Here is an 11,822-nt window from a genome sequence, read left to right on the forward strand (position 1 = left end):
AATGGGATTGTTGAGTATTTGTGCGCATCTTATTCCCACGAAAAGAATCCAGTGTGTCAATGAAGCACAATGCTCTCTTTGTGAGTCGATTTTTACAGACTGATTTTCAACAAAGTTTACTTATGCGACGTGCGATCAAATAGGGTATAAACCATCCAAGATTCGCCTTTTCCCATTTTATCGTAAAGAGCTTGGGCCACCCGATTATCGGGCCTAGTGAGCCAATATACTCGACTCCAGTGCCTTAGGGCGCTGAGTTGCTTTAACTCATCCATGAGTTTTTTGGCCACTCCCGTCTTTCGATATTCCGGTTTCACGTATAAATCATGTAAATAACATTCTGGCTCTATAGCCCAAGTACTCTGATGTAGGATAAAAGTTAAAAAACCAATCGCTACATTTTGAGAGTCGCAAGCAACAAGACAACCTGAATTTTTGTTATCAGAAAGTAGGGTACGCAGCGTATTATCCACCACTTCGGAAGGTAAAGATGTGTCATAAAATTCCATATACTCCTGCCACATCGTTAACCAATTTTCTTGGTCATCCGGCTGTAACCACCTCACCTCATAGTTCTTCATTCAAAGTTCCCTAGCGCCCACACTATTCCCTACCAATAAATAGAGCAGATGTGCAGCGGCAGTTGCTTATGGTTACGTATTTGATGGGGTTTAAAGGATGCAAAGTAAAAAATATCCTCAGCATTAACTCCATAAACCTCCCCCTCATAAGTCAAAATACCACTCCCATTTAGTACTATCCAAATTTCTTCTTCTTGGTGATAATCGATTGGCGTTTCACACTGGGGCAATACTTGAAAATAAGTGACTTGAACAGGAGGACAAGCTCGATTTGCTACAAAATCAACAGGGTTAATTACAATCCCAGGCGCAAGATGTTCTGAAGTAGAGAAAAACAATCTTGGATTAGTTACGACACCAGACTTAGGCAAGCAAGGCATATTTGCGCTCCTCAGGTATGAACTGTCGTTCCCAATCTAAAAAGGTATTCTCATGATTGAGATCATAAATTTGCGATTGCGCTATGCTGTTGATAATCTTTGCACTTCGCCATGCCATAACGTTTAAATTGGGATCCGCAATTCCATGGGAATGGCGTGCTGCATTTTGGACATAAATACGATGTTGTTTCGGTCCATCCCAAGTGATGGAAAAATCCTGATTGACACAAAACCGTCCCTCATCATTTAAAGGTATTTTTTCAGCTAATGAAGAAAGATAAGAAGGAAACTCCCATTGATACCCCGTGCACAAAATCACAATATCCGCAGAAATTATGCTTTTTTTTGCAGTACCAAGCTCCGTCAACAGGAGTTGATATCTCCCTAATTCGCTGTCCATATGAGTTAATTCATGCCGTGATAAAAACTTAAAAAATTTATCCTTATGCTCCAAAAACTCCAGGCTATACAGTTTTTGATAGATGGTTTGTAACAAGTGGCAAGAAATACCGTCACTCGCTAAGTGCTGCTCTTGTAATAAAAATTCTTTTTCTTTCTCGGATAAATGGAAGAAATATTCAGCATATTTCGGAGTGAAAAACTCACTCACAAAAGGAGAAGTATCCATAGGCAATAACTGATATCTTTTTGAAATCCAATTTAATTCTGAAGGTAATTGATCACCATGAGATAAAATATAGTGTACGATTTCAGCACCACTTTGTCCTCCGCCAATAAGTGCCACTTTTTTTCCTTGCCAATTTATCGGATTAAGTAAGAAACTCTGATTATGAAACACATTCTTACTTAAATAAGGTCTGGCGCAAGCAGGAATTTTTGCTGTTAAACCGTTGCCTAAAATAAGATGCTTTCCTTTAGTTTTCCTTTGTGTTGTTTGCATGACAAAATGGGACTTATCGAAATAAATATCCTCAACTTTTTCTTTAAAAAATAAATTGGGTAAAGACCGGCTCACCCAATGTAAATAATGGCTAAATTCAGCGCGTAATACATTTTTGAATTGGGCATTGATAAAACGATACAATCGTTTGTGCTGTGCCAGATAGGCAATAAATGAATAGGGATTAGTAGGCTCAACGAGTGTCACTAAATCATTTAAGTAACTGACTTGGATTTCGGCATCAGGAAATAACATCCCCGGATGCCAAATCATCGCTTCGTTTTGTTCAAAAAAAACACTGGAAATTTGTTCAACAGACGATAAGAGAGCAGCGATACTCAAATTAAAAGGGCCGCCCCCTACTCCTAATAAATCAAACAGCTCATCATGATGCGTTGGGTTCATAACTTAATCCTTCAATATGCGATTCAAATTCATCAGTAATTCGTTTTAGAGTGAGTTTTATTTCCTTCTGCAATGGGCGAGTAGGTTGAGCAAAAAAATCAGTTTGAACGGGTGAATGGTCATATCCGAGCGCACTCCAAATTGTTCCCCCCACTTCAGGCATATAGGGATAAATCACCAAAGTAAATCCTTTGAGCCACCAAAAATAATCATTTGATTTTGGATCTAAATTTTGCCCCAATATCATCCAATCATTGAGCGAACGAACCCCAAGATGTGGCAAAAAATGATTCGGTTGTAAGGCATGCTCTTGGATTGCGAACAAATCAAAGAGTTGATGTTGTAATCGTTCCTCACAAGAGGAAGTAATCACTGCAGGTATATTGGGTATTCCCTGCATTACATAGCACTCAAGCCAATCTAAGGTCCTGTTGTAATATTGGATAAACTCATCCAGGACAAAATTTCCTGTTTGATTACGTACATCAAGCGAGGCAAGATAGAGTCGAATAAGGTCACTGGAAAGTCCCTTGTGATTAATCGCGTCATCTACAGCAATCATATGCTGGCGACTTGTTGAAAATTTACTGCCATCAAGATAATAAAAATAATTAACCAGGTAATAATCAAACGGCTTATATTGCGGGCATCCGCTACTAATCCCTAAGGCACTGCTTAAAAAGGGCAACGCATTATCGATACCAAAACTGGAAATCGTAATCACCTCCGAATCGACAGCAAACGCATTTTTGTTGCTCCCCATGAATGTTCCTGCGATTTCCCCAAACATTAAAAAATAGGCAAATACAAAACCGTAACTAAACAAAGTTCGAGTACCCGTATTATCGGTGTTATCTGCTAAACCCCACTCACACTGGGTAGTGAGCCTAAATCGATTGTTTTGCAACATTTGATAACGATGAAACAATGTTTCTAAGTTTTTATTGATTCCTTTGGAATTCAGTTCCACGTGTTTTGGAAGCTCTAAAAATATATTTTCAACTTCCCTTGGTAGTAAATGAGCATCGCCAATCATTTCTTCGGGACGAAAATGCGCCCCGCAACATTCACAAAAATAACTTGCTGTTTTTTCAAAACACACTGGGCAATTGCCTTGCAGCCAATATCCGTTCAAATAGCGCTGATTCTTCTCATCCCAAGGCATCTTCTCTTTTAATAGGGCTGTTGCCTTATTGAGCACTAATTGTTGAAAAATTTGTTCATGCCATGTGTGATAAGCCGTGTTCCACGGTTTGGCAAGTGGATTAACGAATTGATCGCATTGGATATGCATGGACTTTAAATCGTGAGCAATTAAGTCATGATAATGATTACCTGTTTCTTCAGGGGTTAAGCCTTCTTCCTCTGCCTTTCCTGCTGCATAGGACTCATAACTGTCTGTTCCCGAGACTATCCACGCCGAATGCCCACACAGACGCAGGTACCGTGCCAGTATATCCACACTTAAAAAGGGCCCGCCAATATGTCCCAAATGCAATCGCCCATTGGGCGTAGGTACGGAAGGAATGAGTAAATAATTTTTTTTATACTTAGCCATCGCTAATCCTTAGCTTTTTTTATCCTTTAAACTGTCTGCCATAATTTTGATTGAGTTATCCCATCCAGCCTGCGAAATCTGAATTGCCTTTTCTTTATCTCGTGCTAATACCGCAGCGACCAGCGCCTCATTTTCTTGTCTGAATTCAGCAAGTACCTTTTCATCCTGATGATGGCGTCCCAAACATAGAAAACGATAACGTGATGAATGGTCGTACAACATATTTTGTATTTTGAGCAGCCAGGGAGATTGACACGCTTTAATGAGGGTAAAAGTAAATTCTTTTTGTAATGCATTCCACTCCAGCGGATCCAGTGGATTATTGGGTGGTGGGGTAAGATATTTAGCGTATCGATGCCAACAGGCGAGAACTTCCGCTTCCCAATACGCATCGCCATGTTGCATGGCTAACTCTAGAGCACGTGTTTCAATCTGAATTCTGACTGCATAAAGATCATAGAATTCTTCTAACGATAAAGGAGGAACAGAAAAGCCACATAAATCCTCAAAGTTGACCAAGCCATGAGAGACCAATCGCGATAAAGCTTCACGCAAGGGACTATATCCTACCTCATACCGTTCTTTTAAGTGCTCCATTGGTAATTTTTGGCCTGGGTCAAAATAACCACTTATGAGGTCATTGCGTAATTTTTCTAATACGGAGCTTGTCTTGGATTTTTTTATTTTAATTTGAGCCATGTTTTTGATACTCGTTAAAAAACTAGAGACAGTATTAATTATTTTCGAAAATTTGTAAATTATCGAAAATAAAATAACTGAAATTTTTTTATTGAAAACTGCAAGCCGAATTTTATAAACTTTTGGGTGTTAGACTTTCGCGTTCCTCTAATACAGGCCTAATAAATGCTTTTTCAGAAAACCAATGTGCATACTCATTGATATCTGGGGTAAAGAACGCCTTAAAATCCCACCCCAATTCATTATGATTAAAAGGTCCCAATTCAATATTCTTTTCTTTGGCAAGCCCCCGGATCATCCATTCAACAATTGCTGAGTTTCCTCGGCCAACGGGTTGTAATTGCGCAAGGCGATAAGCAATTTTTCCTGAATTTATTAAAAATTCCTGAATTTCTTGATTAGAATCCCAATCGCAGCAAGCCTGAAAATCAGGTTCAATTAATTCAAATTGCACCTGAAAATAACTCGATCGATCACGATAATTTTGATTAAACGGGGTAGGACGATGATCCACGACCAGCGATGTTCTGGTATCCTCTTTACCGTAGTCGTCAAAAGTAATCGTAAGAATCACATCGTCTTCGATAAATGGAAATGGGGACTCTGTATTTTTTTGATGTACTAACTCACGTTCCTCAGGGGTTAATTTAATCCTAATCTCATATTTGGTACCGTTTTCCGATTTTTGTGCGTTTACCTCAACATGCTCCTTATTTTGATGAATTAAATCCTCGAGATGCTTGTAAACTAGATTCTTTTGGGTGGGTAGATCCCGACACAAATTAAATTGGTCTGTAGAGACAAAACCCGCTTTATTAATCAACCCAAATTGATGTCGAAATGGACCTTGTTTCAACATTTTAGCGACTTCACGACGTTTATCGGCCAACCAAGCATAAGTACAACCTATTCGAGACAAGAACATCTCAGATGGGCAATGAATATCTTGATGAACTACGGGTGGGACTTGCGGAAAAGAAGATATTTTTTTTCCTAAATCTTCAATAATGTTTTTGCTCAGTTCAAGCCATTGACTCTGTTTCGTTGCATCAAAATCTTTGCCGCGATCTTTAGAGGAGGCGGTACTTTGCTCTGAAGTCGAAAACAGGGTGTTACGTAATAATCTTAATGATTCTTTTTTTTCATCAGTCATCACTATCTCAAGCTGCTCTTTTTTTTATTATAGAAGTGAAAAAGCCTCCTCGCTTAAGGAAAAAATCCACTTTTTAAGCACAGCGATTCATTTTTTTTCAGGAACTCTTAGTTTATTTGAAGATTTTATAGTTCACTTCTATAGTTAATTTTTTCCCCCTTCTTTCTGAACATCATGCTGGCATAGCATTAAGTAGTTCATAATTTTCGTAGTGTACTCAAAATAAGACAAATGGAGCTTGCTTATGGATACAAAAGAACATACGGAACTGGGCGATGCCTTACGATTCTTAGACTGGGCTATCTTAAAAAACAATCCCTATATCACTATAGATAAACAGGGGCTCTTGCATCTACACGTACAAGGGTTTAATGAAGGGGGGCTTCCCCAACCTACTGGATTAAATCTTTCAGCGGGTAACCTTGTAGCCATGTCTGGAGATTATTTTGGTGGTCGCGAAGTATCGCTTAATCTGCCAAGTATTGCTGAATATAATGCAAGTCCAGGAAGTTATGATAGTACAGGCTCTTGTGAGACCTTAGGACAATATTTAATTAAAGAACCCGTTAACGAAAGCGAGGAACAGAAATTAATTTGTTCTTATAAACGCCTCGCTAACAACAACGTACATCAAAGCGATATTGACACTATTTATGCAATAAATAATGCCAACTACATCCCATTTTCAAGTACGCTAAATTTCTATGTACAACAACTGATGTTTGCTCTGAGGGTCAAAAATTATAGTGAAATTTTGAATAGAAATTTATCCCATTTTACTCCATGGTCAGTGCGTGTATACGCTATAGGCCATCATATAGCGCTTCGCTATGCACGCATTTATTATGAGCTAACCCAATTGCTGGCTGATTCAGAGTATCAATCAGAAAATAGCGAATTCAATGCATTACTCAAGGTTATCGAACAGACACCCGAGGGCTTAAATCGTGATAACTTGCAAGATATAGCCTATCGCTATCAGGCTTTGGCTTTGGGAATGGAGTTTTTTTGTTTTCACTATTATACCGATCACTTTGCTGCGGGCCATATTGCTTTCGTGGGTGACTTACGTGACTTACTTCCTAAACGTTTTGGAATTTGGGGTAGTATTTTAGTCAATAATTTACACGATGAGTTAAACCGGGTAACCGTCTACACCAAACGCGTATATGATCCAACTCCCGATAGCAGCGAGCCCCCTGTTGAAGCAGGTGGCGATGGTGATTTTGATGTTTCAAATAATTATTTTAATAAGCAAGCCTGTTTGGCGGGAATGATGTGTTCATTGCAAGATCTCCATCAGGTATTTAAAGGCAATGAACTTCCAGCGCAAACAGAGTATGGTGGCCTGGAACAAATGCCGGATGTTGATTATCACTATCGCCAACCTCAACCACTGCTGCTGTTAGGTAAAGATCAAAAAATTTATTATCGTACCGATCTCAATCACATTGATATCTTATCTCCGTCTCAATTGCAGAAAGCCTATAATGATCCCTTGAGTCATGGATACACTGAGTTAAGCAGCACATTTGCGGCATTTTCATTAGTGTTCAAACTTCGCGTACTCCCCTTCTACAGCAGCCAAGTCATACCCCTTACTGCCGAGCAACTGAAATTGCTGGAGGCGGAAGAAAGTGAACTCAATCCAGGGAGAAAGCCGATACCCCAACCGCCAACTGTACTCGTACAAAAGCCTGTTGCGACTCCGGCATGGCAACACGCTGCAAGCGATCACGTTGTCATGCAGGGACTAGTCAAGAATGGTTTATTAGCTGCTTCTGGTAAAAATGCCCGTTCCGTGGACCAAGAAATCATTTTGGATACCGAGACCGCATTAAGCCCTTCTTTGTAAAGGAGCGAGTAGTCTGAGTACCGTACAACGGGGTTAATAACCCCGTCATTCCAAGCGTAGTGAAGGAAATTCTAGCAGGATACCGTGATACAGCGAGGAGATCCCTCGCAACGCTCGGGATGGTGAGGAGGACTGGGGATGGTAGAAAAAGATCCTGGGTTACGGTTTTGCCTTCACCCAGGCTACAACTCGCTCCTATTCACCCTACACATTGCTCAGCGCCGAAGAAGATGGCTTATCTTCAAGGGAATGAAAACTATCAAGATCCAAAAGATTACTTTCCGATTGTGTTCTTCTAAAACGAGAAAACCTTTGCAGTGGCGATAGGTGCGTCTCTTTTTTAGAGGCTGCTACCGATTGCTTCTCGAGAATCAATTCGCCCTTCAAACGCGATACATCTTTTTCCAATCCCGCCGCTCGAGATGCCATTGCTTCCAACTCATCGGCACGAGAGGCCTTTTTCTCCAATTCCTCTATTCTCACCAGATTACTAATGCCCGTATTAAGATCAGCAATCGCTTTTTCCAAATTGGCGCTTTCTTCATCGACAACGTCTGATTTGCATAATTTATCAATCTTTTTCTTATCGAGCCCACGCCAACGACTGATTAGGTTTTCAATTCCTGGACGTTCAACAAACCAGTACACGCTAAGTGCCGCTAACCCGACAGCAATACTGGCAACCACAATAGGCCATGCCGTTGCTGACATGGTCGCAACGAATAAACCTGCAATAGTCAGAGCAACAGTTTGCCCGGCAAAAAAACCACCGCTAAAAAAGATAACCCCGGCAACCGCGGCGGTGATGTATTTCCCAGCTTTTAAGTAAGGATTATCTAAAGCAGCACTGAGCTCATCGCGTGCTGCTTTTAAATCCTGATGTCGTCGTGCCAAGATGAGAAGAAGATCACGATCTGCTTCAAGTTCGTCCTTAGTTTTACCGGAAATTTTACTAAGTCGTTCCCGAAGCGCTTTTATTTGTTTAAATTGCTCCAGTAGAACATCAAGCAATTGGGGTGTTTCTGAAGTTTTGATTTTTAAATTTTTGGAAATTTCCACCAAGTCAAAGCTATAAAACACGACCATGGAAAGGATGGAAAATAGGGTACCAGCGGCAAAAATAACAGCGGTAGGAATTGAAGAAAAAATTCCCATGAATGCGGTAATCCCGTCAAATCCCTCACAACCAAAATAAACTGTTCCTGCCAGTGCTAATAACCCATATTTGAGTGCCGCTGACGCATCCGCACTGGTGGCATCATCCTCCTTTTCGCCAGCAGGACTTAATGATTTATTCAAATCTTTTAATAGTGAGGCTTGTAATGAGGCGATTAAAAAAAATGCGTTATCACTCGTCTGGGTATTAGAGGTTTGCTTAATCCATTGTATCAAATCCTGTCTATCAATCGTTGTTGTAATATTTTGCAACAACGAGGTTTGCTTAGAATCGCTTTCGATTAATTTTTTAATTAGATCTTGGCTTGTCGTACTCAGTTCAATGGTCATATAGTCTCCCCCCCTAACTCTTTGGTGCTCTTTTTAAAGCAATGCAAGGGAATATCTGCATATGATACTGATTATTTATTAAACAAATATTAAGTTGTAGACGTAATTTGTAAAAAAATGCTTTTGTTTTGTTAAATAGGAGTAAAATCAAGAGAAATAATCTAAAAATAACTCGCTTCTTTATTGTTGCGGCAGAAAAAATGTATGCTTATGAACAGTGGCATCTGGATGATGCGCAGTATCGATAAAAATCGCTCTTATTCCATTTTTAGAAGAAGAGATTGACTTCAATTACTGCCCCACCTAATGAATAAAAGGAGATTTTCGATGATAATTTTGTATTCCTATCCAGAACTCTTTGGCTTACCCGATAACAATCCTTTTGGATTGAAGGTGGATACCTTTCTTCGATTAGCCCAAATAGAGTATCAGCATGAACATATTGTTAATACCCGGAATGCACCGCGAGGACAGTTACCTTATCTGGATGATGCAGGACGCATCATTACGGACAGTAATAACATACTGCATTATCTTTCAAAACAATACGTTAACCTGGATCACCATTTAACATCAGAACAAAAAAATACTCATTTTTTAGTGAATCGCATGTTAGACAATCATTTGTATTGGGTTATGTCCTATTCGCGTTGGCAAGATGAGCAATTTTGGCCTTTATTCAAAGCGGAATTCTTAAAACAGCTTCCTGAATTATCCGATGCCTCTCTTGAAAAGATAAGAAAATACAATATTGAGAAATATCATTATCAAGGAATTGGTAGATACTCCAGCAAGGAGGTATATCAATCAGGCATTGAGGATTTGCAGGCAATTCATCATATTTTAGAAGCTAATGAGTTTATATTTGGTACTACCATCCATGCTCTGGATGCCTGTTGTTATGGATTTTTAGCCAACATTGTTTATTTTGATATCGATACGCCGTTAAAGGAATTTATGATGAAAACCTCTCTAAGTGATTATACCCATCGAATCAGAGCGTTATTGAGCTATTAGTCCAAATGAGTTCTAGAGCGTGCAGCTCTTTCTCGGTTAAAAGTTCATATTTGCTCATGGCATTTGTGGTAAGGTTTGGGTAATGCTCAAGGCATTTTTTAATTAGCTTTAATAAATCACTTTCATTTATAGGCTTGGTTATAAAATCAATCGCCCCCGCTTTTATCGCTTTAACAGCCATAGGTATGTCTCCATAGGCTGTGATAATAATTACCTTGAGCAAGCTGTTTTGCCGTTTTAATCGTTCAAATAGCTCTAACCCATCCATGTCTGGCATACGCACATCAGTAATCAAACAGCCTATATAATCCGGATTATATTGTTCCAGAAAAGTTTTTGCATTCAAATAGGTTTTCACTTCAAAGTTCATAGACTCAAAAAGCCATTTTAAAGCACGTAATACATTCTCATCATCATCGACAATATAAATGGTCTTATTCATTGTAAGGCCCCGAAGTTTGCTTAGGCAGTCTAAAAGAACATATTGTCCCCTCCCCTGAGGGGTTTTTTTCTATCTTGAAATGCCCACCATGAGCTTCAATTATTTTTCTACAAATACTTAAGCCAAGACCTAAACCATATTCCTTAGTGCTATAACATGAAGCCAGTAGATTATCGAGCACATTTTGTGCAACTCCTGGGCCATTATCCCTAATGATAACCAGTACCTCAGCATCATTATTTTTTATTTGAATCAACAAGATTGGGTTCGTTGTTTGTGCATCAGCCATGGCTTCAAATGCATTATTAATAAGGTTTAAAAATACCTGTCGCATTTGATTTCGATCTAAAGAGACTTCTGTTAAATCTTCATCTACTTCATATTGAACGGTTCCAGAAAAATTGGAATACAATTTGGACAAAACTACAGATTGTTTGGCTAACAAAGCCAAATTAACTCGCTCAAAGTGTAGTTCCCCATGAGTTACAAAACTTTTCATCCGCTTAATAATTGTATTGATTAATTCAACTTGTTCCAGTGCCTTTTGAAGTACATCTATAAATTCATTTGCCTCCTTACCGCCCTGCTGCAAACGTAAAATACTTCCAAGAAGATAAGAGTTTAGGGCTGATATGGGTTGAGCGATTTCATGAGCTAATGACGATGCAGACTCCCCTGAAAAATAACATCTTGAGATACGATCGAGTGTTGCCTGCTGTAATTTAATTAATTCCTGGTTCTTTTTGTGTTCGGTAATAAAATGCCACGTCCCAATCATTTTAATCGCATTATTCTCCGCATCGCGAATATAACGACTCTGGGCCGATACCCATTCATAATGCCCTTGCATCGATTGAATCCTGAAATCCGCCTTATGATCCTCAAAATAGGCGAAAGATTCGAGTAATGTATTAGCAACCTCTTCACGATCTTCTGGATGAAGTCGTGTTATAAAATGATCAATATGTCCCACTACACTGTCTGGGTTTAAAACGGATAAAGATTTAGAATAACCAAAATCAATGACTTCATTGGTGCTCAAATCCCACTGCCAAACGTTTAATTTGCCGACCTCTAATAATTCCATTAAATAATCACGAGAGATTTCGTAAGTGAGCTTATCTGCGAATAGATCCTCAACGCATTTTAAATCAATAGACATCTTGGATTTTATCATTATGTATCCTCTGTGATTGAGTCATCCTTTCCATGATTCATACAGTTCGTCGCATAAGAAACCATTCTTTCGCTTTTAAAAATGATACCACAGTATTAATACATAATATGAGTTAATATATACCATAATGTTTTTTTATATAAACATT

Annotated in this window: 11 protein-coding genes; 2 read left to right on the forward strand and 9 right to left on the reverse strand. The window is 39.1% G+C overall.

Going from position 1 to position 11,822, the window contains the following annotated elements; genetic code table 11:
- Positions 1–116: 116 nt before the first annotated feature.
- The 6 genes from ACF8MK_RS03230 to ACF8MK_RS03255 form a co-directional block, all read right to left on the reverse strand.
- On the reverse strand, positions 117–581 hold the full coding sequence (locus ACF8MK_RS03230; RefSeq protein ID WP_392538134.1) for a GNAT family N-acetyltransferase: 465 nt from the start codon (positions 579–581) through the stop codon (positions 117–119).
- A gap of 29 nt (positions 582–610) precedes the next feature.
- On the reverse strand, positions 611–961 hold the full coding sequence (locus ACF8MK_RS03235) for a cupin domain-containing protein (RefSeq protein ID WP_392538135.1): 351 nt from the start codon (positions 959–961) through the stop codon (positions 611–613).
- Positions 945–2,267: a lysine N(6)-hydroxylase/L-ornithine N(5)-oxygenase family protein gene (locus ACF8MK_RS03240; RefSeq protein WP_392538136.1), complete on the reverse strand. Its 1,323-nt coding sequence runs from the start codon at positions 2,265–2,267 to the stop codon at positions 945–947. Before ACF8MK_RS03240 ends, ACF8MK_RS03235 begins: the two co-directional genes overlap by 17 nt.
- Positions 2,248–3,825 (reverse strand): methionine--tRNA ligase, encoded by a 1,578-nt coding sequence (locus ACF8MK_RS03245; RefSeq protein WP_392538137.1) that lies wholly within the window; start codon positions 3,823–3,825, stop codon positions 2,248–2,250. The genes ACF8MK_RS03240 and ACF8MK_RS03245 overlap by 20 nt, the downstream gene beginning before the upstream one ends.
- 9 nt (positions 3,826–3,834) lie before the next feature.
- Positions 3,835–4,524 carry an FCD domain-containing protein gene (locus tag ACF8MK_RS03250; RefSeq protein WP_392538138.1) on the reverse strand — a complete coding sequence of 230 codons (690 nt, stop codon included), beginning with the start codon at positions 4,522–4,524 and terminating at the stop codon, positions 3,835–3,837.
- 112 nt (positions 4,525–4,636) lie between these two features.
- On the reverse strand, positions 4,637–5,677 hold the full coding sequence (locus ACF8MK_RS03255; protein ID WP_392538139.1) for a hypothetical protein: 1,041 nt from the start codon (positions 5,675–5,677) through the stop codon (positions 4,637–4,639).
- A gap of 244 nt (positions 5,678–5,921) precedes the next feature.
- On the opposite strand from ACF8MK_RS03255, the gene ACF8MK_RS03260 reads away from it, so the two are divergent.
- Entirely contained in the window at positions 5,922–7,532 is a 1,611-nt protein-coding gene (locus tag ACF8MK_RS03260) for a hypothetical protein (RefSeq protein ID WP_392538140.1), read from the forward strand.
- Positions 7,533–7,736: 204 nt separating this feature from the next.
- Here ACF8MK_RS03260 and ACF8MK_RS03265 read toward each other — a convergent pair whose 3' ends face one another.
- The gene (locus ACF8MK_RS03265; protein WP_392538141.1) at positions 7,737–9,038 is read right to left on the reverse strand and encodes a hypothetical protein; all 1,302 of its coding nucleotides are present in this window, start codon (positions 9,036–9,038) and stop codon (positions 7,737–7,739) included.
- Positions 9,039–9,365: 327 nt separating this feature from the next.
- On the opposite strand from ACF8MK_RS03265, the gene ACF8MK_RS03270 reads away from it, so the two are divergent.
- Positions 9,366–10,055: a glutathione S-transferase family protein gene (locus ACF8MK_RS03270; protein WP_392538142.1), complete on the forward strand. Its 690-nt coding sequence runs from the start codon at positions 9,366–9,368 to the stop codon at positions 10,053–10,055.
- Here the strand turns inward: ACF8MK_RS03270 and ACF8MK_RS03275 are convergent.
- Both ACF8MK_RS03275 and ACF8MK_RS03280 read right to left on the reverse strand, forming a co-directional pair.
- Positions 10,033–10,497: a response regulator transcription factor gene (locus tag ACF8MK_RS03275; protein WP_392538143.1), complete on the reverse strand. Its 465-nt coding sequence runs from the start codon at positions 10,495–10,497 to the stop codon at positions 10,033–10,035. The two genes, ACF8MK_RS03270 and ACF8MK_RS03275, sit on opposite strands and share 23 nt — an antisense overlap.
- Positions 10,490–11,674 (reverse strand): sensor histidine kinase, encoded by a 1,185-nt coding sequence (locus tag ACF8MK_RS03280; RefSeq protein ID WP_392538144.1) that lies wholly within the window; start codon positions 11,672–11,674, stop codon positions 10,490–10,492. Before ACF8MK_RS03280 ends, ACF8MK_RS03275 begins: the two co-directional genes overlap by 8 nt.
- Positions 11,675–11,822 lie beyond the last annotated feature (148 nt).

It is taken from the genome of Legionella sp. 227 (assembly GCF_043161935.1).
GTDB classification, from domain to species: domain Bacteria; phylum Pseudomonadota; class Gammaproteobacteria; order Legionellales; family Legionellaceae; genus Legionella; species Legionella sheltonii.

What these genes read in the sequence shown, in the direction of transcription:
- ACF8MK_RS03230 (WP_392538134.1), bottom strand. Translation starts at nt 581, where the DNA reads ATGAAGAACTATGAGGTGAGGTGGTTACAGCCGGATGACCAAGAAAAT.
- ACF8MK_RS03235 (WP_392538135.1), bottom strand. Translation starts at nt 961, where the DNA reads ATGCCTTGCTTGCCTAAGTCTGGTGTCGTAACTAATCCAAGATTGTTT.
- ACF8MK_RS03240 (WP_392538136.1), bottom strand. Translation starts at nt 2,267, where the DNA reads ATGAACCCAACGCATCATGATGAGCTGTTTGATTTATTAGGAGTAGGG.
- ACF8MK_RS03245 (WP_392538137.1), bottom strand. Translation starts at nt 3,825, where the DNA reads ATGGCTAAGTATAAAAAAAATTATTTACTCATTCCTTCCGTACCTACG.
- ACF8MK_RS03250 (WP_392538138.1), bottom strand. Translation starts at nt 4,524, where the DNA reads ATGGCTCAAATTAAAATAAAAAAATCCAAGACAAGCTCCGTATTAGAA.
- ACF8MK_RS03255 (WP_392538139.1), bottom strand. Translation starts at nt 5,677, where the DNA reads ATGACTGATGAAAAAAAAGAATCATTAAGATTATTACGTAACACCCTG.
- ACF8MK_RS03260 (WP_392538140.1), top strand. Translation starts at nt 5,922, where the DNA reads ATGGATACAAAAGAACATACGGAACTGGGCGATGCCTTACGATTCTTA.
- ACF8MK_RS03265 (WP_392538141.1), bottom strand. Translation starts at nt 9,038, where the DNA reads ATGACCATTGAACTGAGTACGACAAGCCAAGATCTAATTAAAAAATTA.
- ACF8MK_RS03270 (WP_392538142.1), top strand. Translation starts at nt 9,366, where the DNA reads ATGATAATTTTGTATTCCTATCCAGAACTCTTTGGCTTACCCGATAAC.
- ACF8MK_RS03275 (WP_392538143.1), bottom strand. Translation starts at nt 10,497, where the DNA reads ATGAATAAGACCATTTATATTGTCGATGATGATGAGAATGTATTACGT.
- ACF8MK_RS03280 (WP_392538144.1), bottom strand. Translation starts at nt 11,674, where the DNA reads ATGATAAAATCCAAGATGTCTATTGATTTAAAATGCGTTGAGGATCTA.